Below are 23004 nucleotides of genomic sequence, written 5' to 3'. Positions count from 1 at the left end.
CATATGAAAAAAATCCTGGATCAAATCCGTGGAAACAAATGGCTCCAGCTCGGACTTTTAGTAGGTTATATCGCGCTCACTTCTCTTAGCTTGATTTTAGCACAGCGTTCGGTTGCGGCATTTCTGCTGTTGCTGCTATCGTTTTTGCTGCTGTATTATACAAAGCTGCCAAACTGGTCAAAGTGGGCAATCGGTCTTGCCATCATGTTCTTCATTTTACCTTTTTCTGCGATGCAGGGACCTGCTTATCAGGAATACATGGATGTAGCAACGCTTGTAGGCATTTATGTCAGCATGGCACTTGGTTTGAATATTGTCGTCGGAATGGCTGGTCTATTGGATCTCGGGTTTGTGGCCTTCTTTGCCGTCGGTGCTTATACATACGGTATTTTCGCCACAGCGCAGGCGAACAACTTCATGCCATTCGGTACGTACCCATTATCGGGAAACAGTTTCTGGATCTTCATCATCCTCGGCTGTTTCGTCGCCGCATTGTTCGGTGTGCTGCTTGGAATCCCGGTACTGCGGGTGAAAGGTGATTATCTGGCCATTGTTACACTTGGTTTCGGGGAAATCATCCGGATCGTTTTCAATAACATGGACCAGCCAGTTAATATTACAAATGGTGCATTAGGACTATCTTCGATTGCACCACCTAAAATCTTCGGCATTGAGCTGCTGTATTCCAATCAAATTTATTTTGTCGTTCTGTTCATTTTGCTTTTCATCATTTTTGCGGTTCGCAGCCTGGAGCACTCGAAGCTAGGGCGTTCGTGGAAAGCAGTGCGTGAAAATGAAATTGCAGCCCAAGCAATGGGAATTCCGCTCGTAAAGACGAAGCTGATGGCTTTCGCAATCGGTGCTTCCTTCTCTGGTATGATGGGGGTCGTATTTGCTGCCAAGCAAGCATTCATCGATCCGACCAGTTTCACTTTGTTGCAATCAATCAATATACTCGTGATGGTTCTGCTCGGTGGGATGGGCAGTGTGCCAGGGGTTATCCTCGGGGCTGCAGTCGTGACAATCCTGAATGCCCAAGTACTGAATGAATTGACAATGTGGTTCAACAGCTTAAGCACCGCAGGTATCATCACCTTGCCAGATGCAATGTCACCGGTAAAAATGCAACGCTTCTTCTTTGGTGCATTACTCATATTGTTTGCACTGTATCGATCGAAAGGGCTGATACCGGCAAAAAATGTCGTCTATGATAAACGTAAATTCCTGTCTGAGAAAGGCACGAAGAAACGACTGCAATCTGTTGCTGCACCAAAGGAGGATGAACATGACCATACTGGAAGTTGAGAAACTGACCAAAACGTTCGGAGGACTAACTGCCAATAAGGAAATCAGCCTCCAAGCGGAAGCAAACAAGATAACGGCTGTTATTGGACCGAACGGTGCGGGCAAGACGACTTTCTTCAATATGATTACCGGTGTGTATAAACCAACATCCGGTTCTATCAAACTGCGCGGAGAATCAATCGGTGGTCTAAAACCGCATGCAGTAGCAAAGAAAGGAATCTCCCGTACATTCCAGAATATCCGTCTTTTCGGCCCGATCACGGTTTTGGAAAATGTGCTGGTCGGTATGCATACACATTTGAAAGCAGGTATTTTCGGGACGATCTTTCATTTGCCAGGAGTGGATAAGGAAGAGCGAATTGCCGAACGGGAAGCATATCGTCTGCTGGAGTATGTAGGTTTGGAGGAGCATTACAATGATGAAGCTGCCAGCTTGTCATATGGAAGTCAGCGGCGTTTGGAGATTGCCAGAGCACTTGCGACGAAGCCATCCGTCCTGCTGCTTGATGAACCTGCTGCCGGAATGAATCCAAAAGAGACGGCTGATCTGACTGGTCTTATCGAGAAAATCAAACAAGAAATGGATATGACGATCATCTTGATTGAGCATGATATGAAGCTCGTCATGGAAATCTCGGATTATATTTATGTACTGGACCATGGAGAATTAATTGCCGAAGGACTGCCAGCTCAAGTTCGACATGATAAAAAGGTAATCGAGGCGTATTTGGGTAAGGGAGCTGCCGAGGAACAGGAGGCGGAAGGATGAGCTATTTGGAGCTGAAACAAGTGACTGCTTTTTATGGCGCTATCCAAGCTTTGAAACAAATTGATCTTACTGTAGAAGAAGGCGAAATCGTTACACTGATTGGCAGTAACGGAGCCGGAAAATCTACTACTCTAAAGACGATTAGCGGTCTCGTTCCGGTAAAGGAAGGTTCTGTTATTTATAAGGGTCAAGATATAACCTCTCGAAAAGCCCATCAGACGACGAAGCTTGGTGTCGCACATGTACCGGAAGGGAGAAGGATTTTCCCAAAGCTGACGGTGAAGGAAAACCTGCAAATTGGCGCATTCGGGGTAAAGGATAAAAAGCTGATCGAAGAAAGGATGGAGAAGGTATTCAGCTATTTCCCGCGTGTAAAAGAACGGCTCCATCAGCTTGGCGGAACGATGAGCGGCGGCGAGCAGCAAATGCTAGCCATCGGCCGGGCACTGATGATGGACCCTGACCTGCTCATGCTCGACGAGCCATCGATGGGCTTAGCCCCAATCATCGTCGAACAAATTTTTCACATTATCAAAGAACTCAATGACGACGGCATGACCATCCTGCTCGTCGAACAAAACGCCTTCCAAGCACTCAAAGTCGCCCACCGCGGCTACGTCCTCCAAACCGGCAGCATCTGGCGCAGCGGCAAGGGACAGACTTTGCTCGCAGATCCAACGATTACGGAAGCGTATTTGGCATAGGAAAGACCCGCTGGGAGGCGGGTCTTTTATTATGTAATCTATTGCTTTGGAAGCTTTGTACGGAACCATATTGCTAGAATACAAGTACCGTATAAAAAGATTGCAGCTATAGATAGAGGTGTAATAGCTATAGAAAGATCTTCTTTAGGTATAAGCCAGAAAATAAATATACCTAACATGATAGTCCCTAAAATACTAAACATGATGGAATAGATTAGCAGAGCTGCTCGAAGTGCTTTCTTTATAAATGTTTTAGCTTGGAGCAAAACCATCTCATCTTGTGTTAGAGTACCCTTACCAGATATTGTGACATCTTCTTTTTTGAAGAATTTTGCTCTAATAAATAATGAGATAATACAAGTTACATAGAGAGGTATTAAAAGAATAGCTGCAAGTATAAGCATTTTTGGAACTTCTTCGGCAGTTGTATCAAATATGAATAGAGTAAGAACAGGGATTGTTCCGCCTATGCTCGCAAAGATGCTATAAAAAAGCAGACCAAAACGCATTGCACTTCTAAACCATATTTTATTTGGAAACATGCAGGCACCTCACTTTGTTGATTCCTGGCTGTTTAAGCATTCTATTCTTCTTTTAACCTGCTATCAGCTTCTTCTCGAAGTTTTTCATCTTCTGGTGTTACATAACCAACATGCAGAACTTCTTCAATATCTACCCTGTTAAAAAAGATGCTGTAATCAGGTCTGATATGTCCTTCTGGATACGGAACGGATATGTAATCATAGAGTTTCTCAGAGCCGTACTCCTGCTGTTCATAACCATGAATCATTACAGGCTTTTCTGCTCCCTTTAACTTTACAACAGATCCTATTGGGATAAGGTTTTCAGTATTTACATTTTCTACAGTCGGTGGCTGTTCGGTGGATCCATCATCACCAGATGAAGTAGTGAATCCGACACTGCAGCCAGTTAGGAATAGAGTGAGGAAAAAAAAGGATATAAGTTTTTTAATCTTCATGTTTCATACCATTCTTTCTGCTGTTGGATAAATCCTTTTCTATTTGTTCTTTCATCATCACTTCAATCGGTGAATCATACCCGCTATGTAGAATAGTTTCTATTGATTCTCTATTAAAGAAGACATTAAAATCTTCAGTCAAGTTCCCTTCAGGATAAGGGACTGCTATGTAATCAAATATTCTTTTGGATTTAGCTTGTATTTGATGTCTGCCATAAATCATCACAGGCTTTTCAACTTTTTTTAATTTAACTACACTACCAATAGGAATTAACTCAATATTGGTGTCACTCATTCTTTATTCGCTCCTTATTGAAAAATCTTGATCTTATAAATAATGCGATAGCACATGTTCCATAAAGGAATACAGCCATTATTACGAGTGGTTCAATAAGATAAGGTAAATCTTCTTTTGGAATCACGAAGAAGATAGCGGTTATGAAACAGATAGTACTAGCTAATCCTATTAAAATACTGTACAAAAGTAATGCAAAGCGAATAGCTTTTTTTCTTTCTCCTTTATTGGGTACCATAGTGTAATCTCCTCAAGTTGTTTTTAAGTTACTCTTGATCCTCAGGCATAAGACCAGCTTTTCCTCCTACTCCGATACCATAAGCTGCATATATACTAGTTTCCATTCCTACTGATCCACCTATACCGGCAGAACCTAATAATATATCAACTCCTAAATAAGGATCTTTTTCAATACCAAACCATTCTTCGAGAGGTTCGTAACCGAAGAAGTTTAAAGGTTCTACTTTAATTTCTAATTTCACTGCTGATGCACTTGCACCCGCAGAGAGAGTATAGTCTTCATAATTTGCCTTTGCTTCTGCTTGACCAAAATTAAAGGAACCAGAAATAGGTGAATTATCGTGAGAAATTTCAACTTTCCCTACGCCCGCTTCGATTTTCCCGCCGATGTTTTGTCCATAAAGTATACTATTCGATATCGAATTAAAAGCATACGGCACATCCGCTTGAAAATCACCGTAAAGAAGCTTAGTTTTGAGACTTTCTATACCTTTATCCATGAAATCAGTATTAACTATAGAAGCAGAACCGCCAATTTCACCTTTTTTATCATCTAGGTCAATGTTTAATAAGAAGCTGGCATTACCAACTCCATCTGACCATCCATCTTTTATATTAGGTTCAAAGTTATAGCCTTTCTTGGTATCAGAGGAAACCTTGTACGCAGAAGCAGCGTAACCTTTTTGCCCTGTTGTAATGTTTTGCCATGGTGTTTTAGATGAATAGAGGGCTTTCATTGGTTCAAACTGATATGGATAAGTAGTAGATGAACTATTAATTCTTGAATCCAATGATTGAATTATAGCCGAATGAGCTAGAGATAAATTAGTTTGAAGCGGCGTATAATTCTCCAAACTCAACGTGCCATTCTTAACCATACTTTCCATTTCAGCTACATACTGCTCCATCATAAGAATATCGTCTCCAACAGATTCCAAACCTTCACTATTATTTGAATCAAAATTGACAAGATCTTCTACTGTTTCATCAGTTGCCCTTTTTGCTTCATCTATGCTGCTTTTAAAGTCGTCAGTGTTCAAATGACTAATGTGGACTATATCACTGATTGAACTGAACGTACTGTTAGCTTCATCAACTAAATCAATTGCTTTTCTTTTTGTTCTGTCCAGACTATCAGTCAGTTCTCCTTCTAAAAATTCCTGCTTAATAACACCGCTTTTATTTTCTTCCAAGTTAAAAGATGTTTCCCGGAGTTTTTGAAGGCTAGACTTATAGTTTTCAAGCGAAGCGCAATAAAAAGAAATGAAAGGAAGATGTATATTTTGATAATAGGTTCGGATGGAATTACCTGTTGCCCCAGTGAAGGACTCTTGGTTACTTACAAGTTCAACTATAGCATTTCTCAGCTGGTTCATTTGATCTAATTTTGTGTCAAATTGGTTCAGCAGTTGATTAATGTCAGTATGAAGGGATTGGTTATGTAATTGTTTCATTTAATCACTCCCTTAATCGAATTAGATAGAGAGTCATCCGTCGTACGGAAAGATTCGATTGTCTGTAGAGCTGTTCCATTATTTTGTGTCAGTAACCGTTTATAAGCTTCTGTCACCTTTATCAATGCTTCATTAGATTGCCTTACTTTTTTCACTGCGTTCAATTCATTTTTATCAGCGAATGCTTGTAGGAGATCTGAATCAAGGCTGTCAGCATTACTTTGAATCTTACTTATTAATTTGTTTGCCTCCTCATAGGCGACTTTTATTTCTTCACTCATTTGATAATCACCTTCACTTTTCTGCCTCAATACGCTGTTTTTCTTTTTCTATTCTAAAATCAGTGGTGTGAATGCTTGTTTGTAGCGTACCAATTTTGTTATTTATTAACCTAATTGCATCGTCCATCGTATTTTGAGAGAGTTCCTTATAAGTACGAAAAGCTTTATCACGTTTCTTATCAAAATTATCTGTCGTCCTTCCTTTCCACGCATTGGAAGGAAGTGCAGGTTCAGTAATAGTTCTGCCATGCTGAACCATATCAATCTGAAGGGATTCTATAGAGGACTTAGCGTGACGAAGTCGTGATAGCTGTTCTAACTTATCGGTACGGCCAGCTATTAAAGATGCCAGTAAAGACATGTAAACACCTACAATCGGTAATTTTTAATATTACTATAGTTATAATAACAAATGGTAAATGCTGTTATAAACAGGAAAAAGTTACTCGTTTTTTATTACATAAAGCAGTTTTGTGAATCCATATGCCCATTACGAAATGATTTAACATATCCATTTAATGTAAATAACTTTCCATACCCATGAAATCTTATTGTAAAACCATATCCAAGAAAAAGTCTGTAAATAATTCTCACAAAACACTTCATGAAATTTTATTTTAGTAATATAATCTAAATATGAATTAAAATTTTAGAGTGAAAGCAGGTGATCCTGACAGTGAAGGGCGGTTTAACACTGCTTCGAGAAAGCTTACCTTTGATTAAGCCCTCTGAAAGAAATGCAGCCAACTACATACTTGCCCATCCATCTGAGGTGGTAAAGCTTTCGGTGCAGGAGCTGGCAGGAAAAAGCGGGTCCAGTGAGGCGGCCGTTATCCGTCTTTGTAAATCAATCGGTGTGACAGGGTACCGGGAACTGAAGCTGAAGATTGCGGGAGATTTGCAAAATGAAAGCGGTAACAAAAATGCATTTGGTGAAATCAAGCCGAACGATACGGTTGCACATTTGATGGAAGCAATTTCAGAGAAGCATACCCAGTCAATCAGCCAGACGATGCAGGTTAATGAAGCGATGGCAATTGAGCAGGCGGTCTCTATGATTTCCAGGGCAAGAAAGATTGATTTCTATGGAGTTGGAGCTTCTTATCTTGTTGCAGAGGATGGAGAGCAGAAATTTGGTCGGATTGGTAAATGGTGTACAGCTTACAGTGATGCCCATCAGCAACTGGCATCGGCGGCGAATCTGACGTATGGGGATGTTGCATTTGTTATCAGTTACTCAGGAGAAACGGAGCAGCTGCTACCTGTCTTAAAGCAGGCAAAGGAAGCTGGAGCAACGACGATTGCGATGACGAAGCTAGGTCCTAACCGACTGCAGGAGCTCGCTGATATCCAGTTGTTCACTGTGGCAAAAGAAGCACGTATCCGAAGTGCGGCTACAAGCTCCCGGATTGTTCAAATGTACTTGATGGATATCATTTACACAGCAGTGGCGGGAAGAGATTATGAGCATACAATCGACGCACTAGAAAAATCACGGCAGGCAATTCAGCAAGCATTCCAAACAGAGCAAAAGTGAGGGAATTACATGCTAGATAAACTGACGACAGAAAAGCGCAATGAAAGTACGATGAAGCTGGATCAGCTTACCACGAAGGAAGTACTTCAGCTGATGAACAAGGAAGATCGAACTGTTCCGGACGCGGTGGAAGCAGCACTGCCAGAAATTGAAGCAGCAGTGGAGCAAGTAATCGCAACTTTTCAAGCAGGCGGCAGACTCATTTATACGGGGGCAGGCACAAGCGGCAGACTTGGTATTTTGGATGCAGTAGAGTGTCCGCCAACTTTTAGTACACCACATGATATGGTGCAAGGACTGCTGGCTGGAGGAATGTCCGCTTTCCGTAAGGCGAAGGAAGGAGCGGAGGATAATCCGGAGCTTGGGGCAAAAGAGCTGCAGGATATCGGTCTGACTGCAAAAGATACGGTAATTGGTATTGCTGCAAGCGGCAGAACACCGTATGTGATCGGGGCACTGGATTATGCTGCAGCCCTAGGAGCTGCAACAGTCAGCGTTGCTTGTAACAAAGAAGCAGCCATCTCAAAGCATGCGAAGATCAGCATTGAGGTAGAAACAGGTCCGGAAATACTGACAGGCTCGACAAGATTGAAAGCCGGAACAGCACAGAAGCTGGTGCTGAACATGATATCTACTGCCAGTATGGTAGGAGTCGGAAAAGTATATAAAAATTTAATGGTTGATGTAAAGCCGACGAATGACAAGCTGCAGGAGCGTGCCAAGCGCATCATCATGGAAGCAACCGGTGCGAACTATGATGCAGCAGAGAAAGTTTTTAATCAAGCAGACGGCCAGGTCAAAACAGCAATTGTCATGCTGCTGCTTGATGTCACAAAAGAGGAGGCAGAGGAGAAGCTTCGAAATGCAGAGGGATTTGTCCGTTCAGCGATAAAAGCGTAAAGGGGAGGAATCAGAATGGCGAAGATGAAGCAATTGGCAGAAGACATTCTCCGCGAAGTTGGCGGAGAGCAGAATGTAGTTTCTTTGACGCATTGTATGACACGAGTGCGTTTGCGGGTAAGAAACGATAATCAGGTGAACTTTGATGCTCTAAAGCGAGTCGATGGCGTCATGGGTGTAGTAGCAGATGATACGATTCAGATTGTAGTCGGACCTGGGACAGTTAATAAAGTATCCGATGAGATCAGCCGAATCACCGGTCTCGGTGTCGGGGAAGAAGCAGCCGAAATTGATGATCTTACCTTTGAGGAAAAAGCCCAGCTAAAACGGGAGAACATGAAGGAAAAAAATAAAACGCCAATAAAGTTCCTATTAAAGCGTATCGGAAATATTTTCATTCCGCTTATCCCTGGTTTGATTGCTTCTGGTATCATCAATGGTGGTGTGAGCTTCGCTGTCAATGCTGGTGCAGATCCTACGCTTGGTATCATCCAGATTCTGCAGCTGATCGGTGGCAGTTTGTTCAGCTTCTTAGCGATTCTAGTCGGCTGGAATACGGCGAAAGAATTCGGCGGTTCTCCGGTGCTTGGTGCTATCGCAGGTATGATTCTGTTCAATCCGGCGCTGGCAAATATCACGTTATTCGGTGAAACACTCGTTCCTGGCCGGGGCGGATTATTCGGAGCTATCTTTGCTGCTTGGCTGATGAGTTTCATTGAAAAGCGCGTAAGAAAATTCATGCCTAATAGTATTGATATTATTTTTACTCCTATCTTAACCGTTCTGTTCGTTGGTGTTGCTTCTTTACTTGTCATTATGCCCGTTGCCGGTGTGCTATCAGATGGTATTACTTCCGGAATCAACGCCATTCTTGATGTCGGCGGTGTCGTAGCGGGTGCTTTGCTTGCTGGATTCTTCCTGCCACTCGTCATGGTGGGTCTGCATCATGGATTGACTCCAATTCACATGGAGCTTATCCAAACGTTCAGCTTTACAGCATTGCTTCCTGTTCTGGCGATGGCTGGCGGCGGACAGGTCGGAGCTTCTATTGCTGTCTTTGTCAAAACACGTAATAAACGTTTGCGAAATATTATTAAAGGTGCCTTACCAGCAGGATTCCTTGGTATCGGCGAGCCACTATTATACGGGGTAACCTTGCCGCTTGGACGTCCGTTCCTAACAGCATGTCTTGGTGCCGCTGTTGGTGGAGCCACACAGGCGTTGTTTGCAACAGGCGCGACTTCTATCGGTGTTTCCGGACTTTCTTTAACGCCGCTCATCGCAGAAGGAAAGTACCTGCAATATTTGATTGGTATTTTTGTCGCTTATATTGCTGGATTCTTGTTTACTTACTTCTTCGGGTTTAAGGAAGACATGGCGAAGGATATATAATTATCAGGGCGTCTTTATGACGCCTTTTTTGTACATAGGAGGGATAAGGTGTTAGGGATATCTGTGTATTTACAGGAACGTATAGAGGAAGAAAAAATCAGACGGTTTTATGAAGCTGGCTTCCGGAGTTTGTTTACATCGCTTCACATCCCGGAGGAAGATGCGTCCGCTTACCGAACAAAACTGCAGCTTCTTGGTTCGATCGCTTCTGCTCTTGATATGGAATTGATAGCGGATATTTCGACCGCTTCGATGGAGAAGCTCGATTTGGATTGGAATTCTGCAGAGACGGTGTTGGATTGGGGACTGACAGGCTTGCGGATTGATTACGGAATTGAGGATGATGTGATTGTCCGGTTATCGCAAGAGATGAAGGTTGCTTTGAATGCAAGTACACTTACAGAAGAACAGCTAGAGCGACTGATTGAGGCTGGTTTGCGCACTACCCACACAGAAGTCTGGCATAATTTTTACCCTCGGCCGGAAACGGGGCTTGCGCGCAGCGATTTCCTAGCGAAAAATCTCCTGTTCCAAACACATGGCTTGAAGGTGCAAGCATTTATACCAGGTGACCGTAATCTACGGGGACCGCTTCATCAAGGATTGCCAACATTGGAGCAGCATCGTATGTATGGAAGCTTTGCTGCGTATAAAGAGCTTAAAGTGTACAATGTGGACAAAATCCTAATTGGAGATCCAGACGTGACGGATGAGGCTCTAATGCAACTTAAGGATGCATCAAATACAATTACACTCCGTGCACACTATTATGGTGAGCGAACAGAAGCTCATCATTTACTGGAAAAGGGGACACATAACCGGCCTGATCGGGCTCGGGATGTGATCCGCTCAGAGGAATCCAGAATGAGCGGAATGTTCCAGAATGCAGAGATAAAACCCTTCAACTGTATCGAACGAAAAGAAGGCAGCATAACTATCGATAACGATCTGTACATGCGTTACAAAGGTGAAATCCAGATTACCAGGAGAAACTTGCCTCAAGACGATAAAGTCAATGTGATCGGACAGATTGTACCAGAGGATGTACCGCTTTTAAACTATATTGAGGGTGGAACGCAATTCAGAGTCATATGGTTATGAAAAAAAGCAGGTGAGGATATTCCTCAGCCTGCTTTCTGTTCTAGTACATCTTTATTTAGTTTGAATTTGCCTTCCCATTTTGAGATGACAATAACGGCTAACGAGTTACCCACAACGTTAACAGCAGTACGACCCATATCAAGAATACGGTCGATACCAGCGATGAAGGCAAGTCCTTCTGCTGGAAGTCCTACAGCACTCAATGTTGCAAGTAATACAACAAAGCTTGCTCCTGGTACAGCTGCAATCCCTTTGGAAGTGACAATCAGGACACCTAGTACTAGCAATTGATCCCAAATAGACATGTCTATGCCATACATCTGAGCAATGAAAAGTGTTGCCAGAGCCTGATAGAGTGTCGATCCATCCAGGTTGAACGTATACCCTGTCGGTACGACAAAGGATGTGATCGCTTTAGGTGCACCTAATCGCTCCATTTTCTCCATTATCTTAGGTAGTACCGTCTCAGAGCTGGCTGTGGAGAATGATAGCAGTAATTCATCCTTCAGCATGCGAAGCATCTTGAATAAATTGACTCCGCAAATCTTCGCTATAATGGCGAAAACTACAATGACAAAGAATAACATACTGCCATAAGTTACAATAGCTAGTTTACCAAGCGGAATTAGAGATTGTAGACCAAATTGTGCTACTGTTACTCCAATAAGACCAAATACACCAATAGGTGCTAATTTCATCACAAGGTTGGTTACCCAGAACATTGCCTCACTGACACCTTGGAAGAAAGAAAGGACAGGTTGTCCTCGCTGGCCGATGGCAGCTACTCCGACACCGAAAATTACTGAGAAGAATACAATGGCGAGCATGTCACCTTCCGTCATGGCCTGAAAGACGTTCGTTGGGATGATCTCTAGGAATGTATCCACAACTGAGTGATCTTCTTGTGTTTCAGCAGTTTCCTCGTACTGTGAAATACTGGTTGTCTCTAATGCAGAACGATCAATGCCTTCACCAGGCTGGAAGATGTTACCGAATGCCAGACCGACAATCAAAGCAATCGTCGTTACGATTTCGAAGTAAAGAATTGTCTTGAATCCAAGTTTACCAACCTGTTTAATGTCTCCAACACCAGCAACACCGACAATGATGGAGGAAATGACGATTGGTACGACGATCATCTTGATTGCTCGTAAGAATAGATCCCCGAAAGGCTGTAAAACGCTAACGGCAGTGTCACTGCCATAGAAAATTGCACCAACAATAATACCTAGCACTAGACCGATAAGAATCTGGTAGGCTAGTCCGATTTTGAAACGCTTCATGATGTACCCCCATGTTGTTGTAAAGATATGAATACGTACGTGTAATAATAGCATAGCTTACTAGAATCATGTCAACTTTCCTAACAAAGAAAAGGAAGACACAATTGTGTGCCCTCCCCGGGTATATCAGAACAAATTGATTAATTCGTTGATCATCAAAGCACCGAATAACAAAATACTGATACCCAATACGCCGTTTGTGATCCAGCCATTCCTGTAATCCGATTCAACACGCTTCGAGTTAAGCAGCCATATGAGTGTAATTGCGAGGAACGGCATGAGCAATGCTCCGAGCGCTCCTTGAATCAGTACAAGTCCTACCGGTTTGCCGAAGAATAACAAAAGCATCGGTGGAAATGTAAGCCAAACAAGATAAAAACGATAAGCGGGATCTTTTTCAGAGACAGGTTTGTCTTCTGACTGCCTCTTTTTTCGTACGGTACGGATGAAATCCGCAAACAGATATGGAACACCATTCCATACACCAAGCAAAGAAGAAAAAGCTGCTGACCAAGCGCCAAGCATGAACATCCAGGAAACAGCTCCATTGAACTCCTCCCCAAGCATTCCAGAAAGAGTGATTAAGCCTGCTTCTCCGTCAATCTGGATGTTGGAGCTGTGCAGGAATTCGGCACCGATTACCATCAAGGAAAGTGTAAAGATTGCCGTCATCGTGTAGGCGACGCTGTTATCGACGCGCATCATCGAGACCCAAGCCTTTCCTTTCCATTTCTTCTCCTGCAGCCAATAGCCATAGGAAGCCATCGTAATCGTTCCTCCGACGCCGCCTATCAGACCCATGACGAGTAGGAAACTTCCAGCTTCCATTTTTGGAACAACAATGCCTTGTACGATATTGCCGATATCAGGAAGCAAGATAACTGCAGTACCTACTACAGTGACGAACATAATGCCGATGAAGACGAGCATAACCCGCTCAAACAACATATATTTGCCGGTCCAGACTAATGCAAAACCGATAAGGAGATGGATGATGGCCCATGCCCAAAGCGGCATGATCGGAAACATCGAACGCATCATCAATGCGCTCGTGGAACCGGCTGCAGCGCCGTAAAGGACGCCCCAAATGATTGCGTAGACACCGAAATAGCCGGTTGCCCATTTACCGAGTGAGTGCCAGCCTTGAAGGATGGTCTTGCCAGTTGCAAGATGCCATCTGCCGACCCCTTCGGTGAGGAAATATTTGATGATAGAACCTAATATGATTGCCCAGCCGAGCATCATGCCAAAGCCTGATCCGGCTACTAGAGCAGCGATAAGATCGCCTGTTCCGACGCCCGTTGCTGCGGTGACAAAGCCAGGTCCGACATTGCGGAGTTTCTGGCCGAAAGTCTTCGGAGGAGTAGGACTGGCGGGCGCCATTGGTTTGTTTTCGTTTTCCATACACGTACCCCCTTCGCTACTGTGATTGTAAACATAAAAGATAAGAGTTGGCAAGATAAATTTGTAAGGCAAAAAATCCTTGATGAATAAAAATGGAATGTTAAAATAATAAGTGAGCTAAAAAAACCTAGATATATCAGGAGTTTTAAAGATGGAAACCTGAATAGGAAAATGTTTTGTAATATTTATAGGTTGGTACTTGTCAGACAAAAAAGGAGAAGAAGCATACAACATGAAAAAGGAGAAAATGGCGCATCGAATTGCGGCTGAAATATTGGAACAAATAGTGGAAGGAGATATCAAACCGGGACAAAAGCTGCCAACGGAGAAAAAGCTATGTGAAAAATATGGTGTCAGCCGTGCTTCGATTCGGGAAGCATTAAGCGAGCTGAAAGCTCAGGGAGCTGTCACATCGAAACAAGGCGGCGGCACTTACGTGGAGCAGGCATTTCATGGTGAATTCTTCCACCAAGTGATGGTAGATGAATCGAATCTTGCCAGCTTCCGCTATCTTTTCGAAATGCGAAAGATTTTGGAGCCGGAAGCAGCTATGCTGGCGGCAGAACGCCGGACGGAGAAGGAATTGGATGAAATGCGCGCTGCGCTTGAACTAATGAAAGAAGTGGAAGTTGACAGCGTTGAATCTCATAAAGGACGCAATGCGGATTTTGCTTTCCATCTTGCTGTTATGAAAGCAACACATAATCCGGTCATGATCCAGACCTTTGCCAATCTAGACACTGTTTATAAGAAAGCACTGGCTTTGTCTTTTGAAGAGAAACAGGATCTTTTGCGAAATAAGCAAATCATCTACAAGGAACATGAGAAGATTTATGAAGCCATCCAGGCAGGGGAAGCAGAGCTTGCACGTCTGCAGTGCTTGATTCATCTGCGGAATGTCGAGAAGAAGCTTACCCCTGACAGCTGAAAAAGGGGCGATACAGATGTATGACTTAGCTATTGTTGGAGGCGGCATCGTTGGTCTGGCTACAGCCCATGCGATACTGCAGGAAGCACCTGATAAAGAAATTGTTATCCTCGAAAAGGAGACAGAGCTGGCGATGCATCAAACGGGTCATAACAGCGGCGTCATCCATTCGGGCATCTATTACAAACCCGGAAGCTTCAAAGCCGCTTTTGCAAAGCGTGGAAGTGAAAGCATGCTTGCCTTTTGCCGCGAAACAGGCATCGAAGTGGAGCAATGCGGGAAAGTAATCGTTGCGACCAAGGAAGATGAGCTAAGACAATTGGATCAGCTTTATCGCAGGGGACTGGCGAATGGACTGGAAATCGAAAAAATTGATAGAAGCCAGCTGCAGAAAATCGAACCATATACTAACGGTCTAGCTGCAATCCGGGTTCCGCAGGCTGGGATTGTAGATTATAAACAGGTATGTCATGTGCTGGCGGAACGAATCCAGTCCAAGGGCGGAACGATTATGCTGGGCACAGAAGTGGTACAGATTGAGGAGAAGCTGCATCAAGCAGTCATACACACAAAAGACGGTTTGCTTCAAGCGAGTTATGTCATCAACTGTGCTGGTCTCTACAGTGACAGAATTGCAAAAGCGGCTGGCTATTTGACCGATACGAAAATCGTTCCATTCCGCGGGGAATATTATGAGCTTAAACCGCAAGCAAAGCACTATGTCAAACATCTTATTTATCCTGTTCCGGATCCATCCTTCCCCTTTCTGGGCGTTCATTTTACGCGGATGATCGGCGGAGGAGTAGAAGCTGGACCGAATGCAGTGCTCGGCTTCAAGCGGGAAGCGTACCGAAAGACGGATGTTGCATTGGCAGATCTAGCTGACACGCTGCGCTTTCCGGGTTTTTGGAAGCTTGCCGGAAAGTATTACCGGCAGGGAGCAGCGGAGTACTTCCGATCTTTCTTTAAGAGTCAATTTGTCAAAAGTCTCCAAGAGCTTATCCCGGCTATTGAAGCGGATGACCTGGAAGCTGCCCCGGCAGGTGTCCGGGCGCAAGCCTTGCAGCATGATGGAGGGCTGGTGGATGATTTTCAGCTGATCCGAGGAAAACGCACGCTGCATGTATGCAATGCACCATCACCAGCGGCGACAGCCTCGCTGGAAATTGGCAAAACAATTTGGAAACAAGTTCAATAGAAAACCGAGCAGTCTAGGCTGCTCGGTTTATTCTGTTTCCACAGGTACTGCTGTCCAGACAAAGCGTTCGGGAGCATCTCCTACATAAGAAAACGGGTAGCATGTTGTCACAGTTAAAACTTCCTCTGGAGCAGTTGGGACGATAACTGTCAAATCATCTTTATCGACGATTTTCGTATTCTCAACTTTATAGGTGAAGGAGCCATACGGCATTTCAACGACAAAGGTGTCGCCAACTTTCACTTCTCCCATATTTCGAAATACTGTATCACGGTGGCCGGATAAGACAATCTGGTCATCTTGGAGCGGGTAAGCGGTTCCTTTATAATGGCCAACGCCTTTGTCCAGATCATCAGCATCTGTCCCTTCGACGATCGGTAAATCTGCATCCAGCTTCGGTACATGCAGCACACCAACCACATCTCCTTGACCAGGCTCGAAGCTGCTTGCTTTCTCTTCCGCTTGCTCAGGTGTAAGTTTCTCTGCTGCATGAGCTTCATGAAGCATTGATTTTGCACTGGATAGCGAATCTTTCTGTGCCTTTGCGGTCGTATACCATTCAAATCCTCCGTATCCAACCAATAAAAGCCCTGCAACCACTAATATGACAGCGAATCGTTTCATATGTTCTCCTTTATGTACAAGCTGGCTTGTATACTATCTAACTTATATTATATATAAAAATTTTCCAGCGCGGAAGCTGTTTCTTGTAAAGGTTTAGTAAAGCAAAGCACGGGATAAACTGCCCTTATATACGCTGTTATGATATAATCGAAGCTTATCCAAAAAAAGGGAGGGGAGAAGATGAGTTTGAAAAAATGGGTCTATGGTATGCTGCCGCTTGCTTGCATCATCATCATCTTCCTATTTTCCGCTACCCCTTACCAGGAGCAGGACATCAAGCCTATGCTTGCTTCCCACATAGATTTAAGTCCGCTTGAACCAATTCTTTCACCTATCCATTTTATCTATCATGGGCAGGAGGTCAGTGTCCAGGCAGTAGGCGTGTATTCTTTCGTGGAATTCTTTATAAGGAAAGCGGCCCATTTTGGTGTCTATTTCTGCTTGGCGATTCTCGCATTTGCAGCACTTTATAAGGGATTTGGTTTGAAGTACCGCTTATCATTGCGTATAGCATTGGTAATATCAATTCTATATGCCTGCTTCGATGAATTCCATCAAAGCCTGACTCCCGGCAGGACACCATATATCGGAGATGTGGTCATTGATACAATCGGTGCTTGTGTGGGACTTCTAGTGGTAATTATCGGAAGAAATCTGTATCACATTTACTGGAAACGATCATAAATCCTCCGAAATCCTTATTTTTGGCAAAAATAGACATGCTTTTGCGAAAAATGTGGTATATTCACTATGATTCACACGATTCAGATTACGTACATAATGTATTGTATCGATTTACCAAACGAGGTGACATAGTGAAAGAGCAGGAAATATATAAGAATATCCTAGTAAAGCTGATCTCCCAGACGGAAAATAAACAGATTAATAATACGGAAGACATGATGACAAAACTAATTCAAGAACTACAATCATATCGTACAGTAAGCCAAAGTTAAAAGAGCAGTGTACCGGAAACCGGCGCTGCTCTTTTTGTGTGCCATTAACGATAGAAACTGCTTGTGAACGTGTATTTATCCGCTCTATACGTGCTCGTTACGTACTCAAAGGGCCTGCCATCCTCCAGATAAGATAAGCGGTGGATGCGCAGAACTGCATCGCCTGGCGTTATGTTCAGCAATCCAGCTAGCTCTTCGTCTGCCAAATCAGCTTCAATTTCCTGTTCAGCGCGATGAAGTGAAAACCCCATTTCTTTCTCTAAATAAGCGTAGAAGCTCTCCTTTAGGTCGTTTTCTGTCAAATCTTTAGCCATTTCCAGGGGAGACGTTATTATTTCGACAGCAATCGGTTCCTGATTCGCCGAACGTAAACGTTTGATTCGGATTGCGGCTGCACCGATTTCCTTTTGTAATTTGTCTGCAGTCATACTGCTTAATTTTATTTCCTTCCATTCCAATATACTGCTGGATGAAGAAAGTCCGCGAGCTTGCATATCTTCACTGAAACTTGTCAATTTTGATAAAGATTGATGATAAGGACGCACTTTCACGAAAAGACCTTTATTTTTTCTTCTTTCTAGCAGCCCATCTTCTATTAGTGCCTGCATTGCATGCCTTACTGTCATTCGGCTGATAGCTAATGAGTCGGTATAATGCCTTTCAGGCGGCAGCATCTCCCCAGGAGGCAAGCTGCCGGATTCGATGCGTTCACGAATTGCCTGCTCCAGCTGAAAATAAAGCGGAATAGGTGAATTTTTGTCGATCATGCTAGTGCTCCTCTGTCATTTTATTTTACTAAGTATAGCATGCTGATTGTTAAATGTATACAGATTGTATGTGTGGTTAGACAATGTGTATACAATGTGCTAAGCTAATGGTACTATCAAAGAAAGAAGGAATCTTGCTATGGGTGACATCTTGCTTCGCAACGTACGAATTTGCCTGCCAGATAAGCTGGTGACGGGTTATATCGGTATGAGAAATGGGGAAATAGTAGAAATAGGAGAAGATGAGCCATCCGTGCAGTATGGTCAGGAAGTGGATGGGGAAAATCGATATGCATTGCCCGGTTTTATCGATGGACATATTCATGGGGCAGCAGGAGCAGATACGATGGATGCGACGCAGGAAAGTCTGCACAAAATGGCTGCCTGGCTGCCGAATGAAGGAACAACTACTTTCCTGGCTACAACAATTACCCAAGAAAAAGAGGCAATTGAGACAGCTTTGGAACAAGTACGCTTGTTTACAAATCAAGCGGGAGAAGCTGAACTTATCGGTGTGCATTTGGAAGGTCCGTTTGTTAATCCTGTAAAAGCAGGAGCTCAGCCGATCGCGCATATCCGCCAACCTGATACAGAACTTTTCCAGAAGTGGCAGAAGCTATCAGGAAATAAAATAAAAGTAGTGACGCTAGCACCTGAATGCGACGAAGATTACCAGTTGACGAAGCTGCTTGCTTCGGAACAGATTGTAGCATCGGCGGGTCATACTGACGCCTCTTTTAAACAGATAAAGGATGCTGCTGATCAGGGAATTACGCAGCTGACTCATTTGTGCAATCAGATGAATGGAATTCATCATCGCGATGTGGGGGCTGTCGGTGCAGGATTTCTATTACCCATGCTCATGTCTGAGCTAATAGCAGATGGTATCCACGTAGCGCCTGAAATGCTGCGTTTGATTTATCAGAATATCGGTCCAGACCGGTTGATTCTGATTACAGATTCCTTGCGCGGAAAAGGGTTGGAAGATGGCACGTATGACCTTGGCGGGCAGGCTGTCACTGTGAAGGATGGTAAAGCATTGCTGCCGGATGGGACGCTCGCCGGAAGCATGCTGCAAATGAAGGATGCTGTTCGGAACATGGCTGCATTTGCAGATGTGTCTATTGCAGATATCGCCAAAATGACGGCGGAAAATCCGGCCAAGCAGTATGGAATATATGACCGGAAAGGGTCACTGGCTATAGGAAAAGATGCAGATATCGTTCTGCTGGATGACCAGCTGACATTGCAAGCAACCTATTGCAAGGGACACTTGGCTTATCAGAAGGAGGAAGAATCATGCTGACAATGGAAAAAGCAAAGGATTATAAAGAACTTAGTGTAATGGCTGCCGAACGTATTGCCATGAAGATTTCTAATAAACCGAATGCTGTGCTGGGACTAGCGACCGGTTCAACACCGGAAGGTATGTATGACGCACTTATCAAGATGTATAATCAAAAACGTATTTCTTTTGCAGAAGCTGCAACATTCAATCTGGATGAATATGTAGGGCTTCATTCCGATGACGAGAATAGCTATGCGTACTATATGAAGCAGCATCTGTTCCAACATATTGATCTGTCCCCAGAAAAAGCGCATCTCCCGGATGGAGAAGCAGATGATATGGACGAGGCGTGTAAGGCTTATGAGCAGCGGATCGAGGAAGCTGGCGGTATTGATTTACAAGTAATTGGTATCGGCTTAAATGGACATATCGGTTTCAATGAACCACATACGCCATTTGAGCAGCGGACCCATGTAGTGGAGCTGGACAAGACAACGAGAAATGCGAATGCCCGCTTTTTCCCTAGCTTAGAAGCTGTCCCGACACATGCTATCACGATGGGCATCCAGAATATAATGGAAAGTAAAGAACTGCTGCTGCTTGTGGCAGGTGAACAAAAAGCTTCTGTATTAGAGAGGCTGGTATACGGTGATAAAACCGAAGCATTTCCAGCATCCATAATCAAAGAGCATCCGAATGTCACTATTATTGCGGATCAAGGAGCATTGAGTGGCTTGAAGGCAGCAGATTATCAAGCCGGGAAGTGATTTCCCGGGGAATAATTTGTCGAAAAAAAGAAGATGTGTAAAAGCCGTTTTGACTTTTACACATCTTCTTCTATATATTCTTGGCCGCCAAAGGTGACTTCTGACTGTGCATTCGTCATATCTGTAACATATGCTTGGAATTCTTCTTCCTGTCCCGATTGGAATGCAGCATGAAGCACGACTCGATCAGCATAATCAATATTACGCAATGTATAGGCAGATTGCCGCAGTTCATTTTCGACTTTTCCGAGCAATGTATAATCGATATGAATGTCAGCCAGCTGCATGAGCTGCCGTTTTACAACACCGATTTCGTCGATCGATTGCGATGCAGAACCAGAATAAGCGCGGATCAAACCGCCTGCTCCAAGTTTTATACCGCCAAAATACCTTGTGACGACCACTGCGGTATCCTTCAAGCCCTTCTTTTTCAATACTTCCAGAATCGGCACTCCAGCAGTACCGCTCGGTTCCCCATCATCACTGGCTTTTTGAATCAAGTCGTGTTCGCCAATCATATAGGCTGAGCAGTTATGGGTGGCGTCTTTATGTTCTTTTTTGATTTTCTGAACAAAATTGATCGCTTCTTCTTCTGTCTCAACACGCTTCACATGACCGATAAAACGGGATTTTTGGATGACAATTTCGTGTGAACCTTCCGTTTTTACGGTAAAATAAGTTGTAAGCATCTTGCATTTTACCTCCTTGAGCACTCATTATATAAAGATAGCAGAAAACATGACGAATTACATAGAAAAGTATCCCGCAAACCCCATAAAGCAGTTGGGTAATTCGAATGATATAGCATACAAGATTGGAGAAATGAAATGGGTAAAAAAATCGAAGACAAAGCGCTCGACCGGATCATCAATGAAATGGTGGAAGCTGTCGAGAACAGCAAGGATGAGATTTTTTACATAGGGGAAGAGTCGCGCATGGAATATGATCAGCTTCTCGCTGATCTGCAGCTCACGAAAGAAAAAGTGGGCGATATGATCAAGGAAGGTGATCAGCTGGAACAAAAGGTCCGCTATTCCAAGATTCGCTTGTCCGATGTGAGCCGTGATTTTGATCGCTATTCGGAAGAAGAGATCCGGGAAGTGTACGAGCAGACCCATAAGCTTCAGATTGAGTTGCGCATGTCCCGTGAAAAGGAAAAACTTCTCCGGGAACGCCGTAATGAGATCCAGCGCCGATTGCAGGGGCTGGAACTGAAAATGAAGCGCGCAGAAGGTCTTGTAGGTAAGATTAGCGTCGTCCTAAATTATCTGAATGATGATTTTAAACAAGTTTCCCAGCTAATTATTGATGCGAAAGAGAAACAGGAATTCGGATTGAAAATTATTGAAGCGCAAGAGGAAGAACGCCGCAGGCTCTCTAGGGAAATGCATGACGGCCCTGCTCAAATGCTGGCGAATATACTCCTCAGATCCGAACTTGTTGATCGTACCTTCCGCGAAAGAAGTACAGAGGAAGCGCTGCTTGAAATTCAGAATATGCGCAAGATGGTCCGCAGCTCGCTGTACGAAGTGCGCCGCATCATCTATGACCTTCGCCCGATGGCACTAGATGATCTAGGTCTGCTGCCTACAATTAGGAAGTACTTGGCTAATATTGAAGAATTCAATAATATCCATATTGATTTCACAGCATTGAAGGCAGAAAAACGTTTGGATCCGAAGTATGAGGTGGCATTGTTCCGTCTTACCCAGGAAGCAGTCCAGAATGCAGTCAAGCATGCAGAGCCAAGCACAATCAAGGTCCGCCTTGAAGTTATGCGGGAATTGGTTGTTATAAGCATCATTGACGATGGCAAAGGATTCGATGTTACTGTAAAGAAGGAAAACTCCTTTGGAATCATCGGAATGCGTGAGCGCGTCGAGATGTTAGATGGTACCATTGCCTTCCATTCTGAGATTGGAAAAGGGACCCGAGTCCTAATCAAGGTACCGCTTACAGAGGGATAAAAAGAAGGATTTCAGTGGCGATAATCAGGTAATTATGCTTATAATTAGGAGCATGCATTAATGTCAACCGCTTAGACGGGACTTGTTAACGCACTCATATTGACAATTTACTCATAATTTCTAAAAACATGCAGCAAAAGATGAAAAATAACAAGAACTTGTAGGAGGAGCGAACACATGAGTACTGGAATATTATTGATTGATGACCATAAGCTATTTCGAGAGGGTGTTAAACGTATCCTGGAATTCGAACCGGCTTTCCAGGTCGTAGCAGAAGGAGACGACGGTTCAGAAGCGCTTGATCTTGTTGAAAAGTTTAATCCTGACGTCGTTCTGATGGATATTAATATGCCGACTACGAACGGTGTACAAGCAACAGCGGACTTGATTAAGCACCGTCCAGATATCAATGTTATCATCCTTTCTATCCATGATGATGAAAACTATGTGACACATGCATTGAAAACAGGTGCACAAGGTTACCTGCTGAAAGAAATGGATGCAGATTCTTTAATTGATGCCATCAAGGTCGTTAGTGAAGGCGGATCCTATTTGCATCCGAAAGTCACTCATAATCTTGTGAAGGAATATCGACGCCTTTCAGAGGAAAGCAATTCGTCCATCTCGAGCAAAATCGGCGAACACCGCCGTCCATTGCACTTGCTTACACGCAGAGAATGTGAAGTACTGCAGCTGCTTGCTGACGGTAAGAGCAACCGCGGTGTAGCGGAAGCATTATATATCAGTGAAAAAACAGTTAAGAACCACGTTAGTAATATCTTGCAGAAGATGAATGTAAACGACCGTACGCAGGCAGTTGTAACGGCAATCCGCAACGGTTGGGTAGAAGTATTGTAAGGTGAAA

At 43.7% G+C, this 23004-nt stretch carries 26 protein-coding genes; 14 read left to right on the top strand and 12 right to left on the bottom strand.

Translation table 11 applies throughout. The annotated features are described in order from the left end of the window. Nucleotides 1–3 precede the first annotated feature (3 nt). Genes CHH48_RS07765 through CHH48_RS07755 form a run of 3 tightly spaced genes read left to right on the top strand, consistent with a single transcriptional unit; the run spans nucleotide 4 to nucleotide 2778 of the window. Nucleotides 4–1305: a branched-chain amino acid ABC transporter permease gene (locus CHH48_RS07765; RefSeq protein ID WP_095218573.1), complete on the top strand. Its 1302-nt coding sequence runs from the start codon at nucleotides 4–6 to the stop codon at nucleotides 1303–1305. Next, nucleotides 1286–2074: an ABC transporter ATP-binding protein gene (locus CHH48_RS07760; RefSeq protein WP_095218572.1), complete on the top strand. Its 789-nt coding sequence runs from the start codon at nucleotides 1286–1288 to the stop codon at nucleotides 2072–2074. The genes CHH48_RS07765 and CHH48_RS07760 overlap by 20 nt, the downstream gene beginning before the upstream one ends. Further along, a complete protein-coding gene (locus tag CHH48_RS07755; RefSeq protein ID WP_095218571.1) occupies nucleotides 2071–2778 on the top strand; it encodes an ABC transporter ATP-binding protein in 708 nt (235 codons plus the stop codon). Before CHH48_RS07760 ends, CHH48_RS07755 begins: the two co-directional genes overlap by 4 nt. Nucleotides 2779–2816: 38 nt before the next feature. On the opposite strand, the gene CHH48_RS07750 is transcribed toward CHH48_RS07755, so the two are convergent. From CHH48_RS07750 to CHH48_RS07720, 7 genes are read right to left on the bottom strand one after another with little or no spacing between them, the layout of a single operon-like run. Next, a complete protein-coding gene (locus CHH48_RS07750) occupies nucleotides 2817–3320 on the bottom strand; it encodes a hypothetical protein (protein ID WP_095218570.1) in 504 nt (167 codons plus the stop codon). A gap of 41 nt (nucleotides 3321–3361) precedes the next feature. Further along, nucleotides 3362–3757 (bottom strand): DUF4176 domain-containing protein, encoded by a 396-nt coding sequence (locus tag CHH48_RS07745; protein ID WP_095218569.1) that lies wholly within the window; start codon nucleotides 3755–3757, stop codon nucleotides 3362–3364. Next, complete coding sequence (locus tag CHH48_RS07740) at nucleotides 3747–4052, bottom strand: DUF4176 domain-containing protein (RefSeq protein WP_095218568.1); 306 nt, start codon at nucleotides 4050–4052, stop codon at nucleotides 3747–3749. Before CHH48_RS07740 ends, CHH48_RS07745 begins: the two co-directional genes overlap by 11 nt. After that, nucleotides 4045–4290, bottom strand: a complete 246-nt coding sequence (locus CHH48_RS07735) for a hypothetical protein (protein ID WP_095218567.1) — start codon at nucleotides 4288–4290, stop codon at nucleotides 4045–4047. The genes CHH48_RS07740 and CHH48_RS07735 overlap by 8 nt, the downstream gene beginning before the upstream one ends. Nucleotides 4291–4318: 28 nt before the next feature. Continuing rightward, a complete protein-coding gene (locus CHH48_RS07730) occupies nucleotides 4319–5746 on the bottom strand; it encodes an LXG domain-containing protein (RefSeq protein ID WP_095218566.1) in 1428 nt (475 codons plus the stop codon). Then, nucleotides 5743–6027 carry a DUF5344 family protein gene (locus CHH48_RS07725; protein WP_095218565.1) on the bottom strand — a complete coding sequence of 95 codons (285 nt, stop codon included), beginning with the start codon at nucleotides 6025–6027 and terminating at the stop codon, nucleotides 5743–5745. The genes CHH48_RS07730 and CHH48_RS07725 overlap by 4 nt, the downstream gene beginning before the upstream one ends. Before the next feature lie 13 nt (nucleotides 6028–6040). Then, complete coding sequence (locus CHH48_RS07720; protein WP_095218564.1) at nucleotides 6041–6388, bottom strand: YwqH-like family protein; 348 nt, start codon at nucleotides 6386–6388, stop codon at nucleotides 6041–6043. A gap of 315 nt (nucleotides 6389–6703) precedes the next feature. Between CHH48_RS07720 and CHH48_RS07715 the strand changes: the two genes are divergently transcribed. Genes CHH48_RS07715 through CHH48_RS07700 form a run of 4 tightly spaced genes read left to right on the top strand, consistent with a single transcriptional unit; the run spans nucleotide 6704 to nucleotide 10957 of the window. Continuing rightward, complete coding sequence (locus tag CHH48_RS07715) at nucleotides 6704–7564, top strand: MurR/RpiR family transcriptional regulator (protein WP_095218563.1); 861 nt, start codon at nucleotides 6704–6706, stop codon at nucleotides 7562–7564. A gap of 9 nt (nucleotides 7565–7573) precedes the next feature. After that, complete coding sequence (gene murQ / locus CHH48_RS07710; protein WP_095218562.1) at nucleotides 7574–8464, top strand: N-acetylmuramic acid 6-phosphate etherase; 891 nt, start codon at nucleotides 7574–7576, stop codon at nucleotides 8462–8464. A 15-nt stretch (nucleotides 8465–8479) separates the two neighbouring features. After that, nucleotides 8480–9856 (top strand): PTS transporter subunit EIIC, encoded by a 1377-nt coding sequence (locus tag CHH48_RS07705; protein ID WP_095218561.1) that lies wholly within the window; start codon nucleotides 8480–8482, stop codon nucleotides 9854–9856. A gap of 48 nt (nucleotides 9857–9904) precedes the next feature. Next, on the top strand, nucleotides 9905–10957 hold the full coding sequence (locus CHH48_RS07700) for a DUF871 domain-containing protein (RefSeq protein ID WP_095218560.1): 1053 nt from the start codon (nucleotides 9905–9907) through the stop codon (nucleotides 10955–10957). Between the two features lie 23 nt (nucleotides 10958–10980). Here CHH48_RS07700 and CHH48_RS07695 read toward each other — a convergent pair whose 3' ends face one another. Then, the gene (locus CHH48_RS07695) at nucleotides 10981–12240 is read right to left on the bottom strand and encodes a cation:dicarboxylate symporter family transporter (RefSeq protein ID WP_095218559.1); all 1260 of its coding nucleotides are present in this window, start codon (nucleotides 12238–12240) and stop codon (nucleotides 10981–10983) included. A 126-nt stretch (nucleotides 12241–12366) separates the two neighbouring features. Beyond that, nucleotides 12367–13644, bottom strand: a complete 1278-nt coding sequence (locus CHH48_RS07690) for an Nramp family divalent metal transporter (protein WP_245840327.1) — start codon at nucleotides 13642–13644, stop codon at nucleotides 12367–12369. Nucleotides 13645–13876: 232 nt separating this feature from the next. Here CHH48_RS07690 and CHH48_RS07685 point away from each other — a divergent pair, with 232 nt between their 5' ends. Next, the gene (locus CHH48_RS07685) at nucleotides 13877–14572 is read left to right on the top strand and encodes a FadR/GntR family transcriptional regulator (protein WP_095218558.1); all 696 of its coding nucleotides are present in this window, start codon (nucleotides 13877–13879) and stop codon (nucleotides 14570–14572) included. A gap of 16 nt (nucleotides 14573–14588) precedes the next feature. Next, nucleotides 14589–15770, top strand: a complete 1182-nt coding sequence (gene lhgO / locus CHH48_RS07680; RefSeq protein WP_095218557.1) for an L-2-hydroxyglutarate oxidase — start codon at nucleotides 14589–14591, stop codon at nucleotides 15768–15770. Nucleotides 15771–15797: 27 nt separating this feature from the next. Here the strand turns inward: lhgO and CHH48_RS07675 are convergent, their stop codons facing one another. After that, a complete protein-coding gene (locus CHH48_RS07675) occupies nucleotides 15798–16394 on the bottom strand; it encodes a class D sortase (protein ID WP_095218556.1) in 597 nt (198 codons plus the stop codon). Between the two features lie 180 nt (nucleotides 16395–16574). On the opposite strand from CHH48_RS07675, the gene CHH48_RS07670 reads away from it, so the two are divergent. Continuing rightward, nucleotides 16575–17078 (top strand): VanZ family protein, encoded by a 504-nt coding sequence (locus CHH48_RS07670; RefSeq protein WP_095218555.1) that lies wholly within the window; start codon nucleotides 16575–16577, stop codon nucleotides 17076–17078. A 316-nt stretch (nucleotides 17079–17394) separates the two neighbouring features. Here the strand turns inward: CHH48_RS07670 and CHH48_RS07665 are convergent, their stop codons facing one another. Then, entirely contained in the window at nucleotides 17395–18117 is a 723-nt protein-coding gene (locus tag CHH48_RS07665; protein ID WP_095218554.1) for a GntR family transcriptional regulator, read from the bottom strand. A 139-nt stretch (nucleotides 18118–18256) separates the two neighbouring features. On the opposite strand from CHH48_RS07665, the gene nagA reads away from it, so the two are divergent. Next, nucleotides 18257–19423, top strand: coding sequence for an N-acetylglucosamine-6-phosphate deacetylase (gene nagA, locus CHH48_RS07660; RefSeq protein WP_095218553.1), 1167 nt, complete (start codon nucleotides 18257–18259; stop codon nucleotides 19421–19423). Beyond that, nucleotides 19417–20172 carry a glucosamine-6-phosphate deaminase gene (nagB, locus tag CHH48_RS07655; RefSeq protein ID WP_342747519.1) on the top strand — a complete coding sequence of 252 codons (756 nt, stop codon included), beginning with the start codon at nucleotides 19417–19419 and terminating at the stop codon, nucleotides 20170–20172. Before nagA ends, nagB begins: the two co-directional genes overlap by 7 nt. A 56-nt stretch (nucleotides 20173–20228) precedes the next feature. Here nagB and CHH48_RS07650 read toward each other — a convergent pair whose 3' ends face one another. After that, nucleotides 20229–20861 carry a YigZ family protein gene (locus CHH48_RS07650; RefSeq protein WP_095218552.1) on the bottom strand — a complete coding sequence of 211 codons (633 nt, stop codon included), beginning with the start codon at nucleotides 20859–20861 and terminating at the stop codon, nucleotides 20229–20231. A 138-nt stretch (nucleotides 20862–20999) separates the two neighbouring features. On the opposite strand from CHH48_RS07650, the gene CHH48_RS07645 reads away from it, so the two are divergent. Together CHH48_RS07645 and CHH48_RS07640 are read left to right on the top strand one after the other, a co-directional pair. Continuing rightward, on the top strand, nucleotides 21000–22139 hold the full coding sequence (locus CHH48_RS07645) for a sensor histidine kinase (protein ID WP_095218551.1): 1140 nt from the start codon (nucleotides 21000–21002) through the stop codon (nucleotides 22137–22139). A 177-nt stretch (nucleotides 22140–22316) separates the two neighbouring features. Further along, nucleotides 22317–22997 (top strand): response regulator, encoded by a 681-nt coding sequence (locus tag CHH48_RS07640; protein ID WP_095218550.1) that lies wholly within the window; start codon nucleotides 22317–22319, stop codon nucleotides 22995–22997. Nucleotides 22998–23004 lie beyond the last annotated feature (7 nt).

Source organism: Terribacillus saccharophilus (assembly GCF_002272075.1).
Lineage (GTDB): Bacteria > Bacillota > Bacilli > Bacillales > Amphibacillaceae > Terribacillus > Terribacillus saccharophilus_A.
The sequence above is the reverse complement of the archived record's forward strand: the minus strand, read 5'-3'. Positions and strand labels throughout refer to the sequence as shown.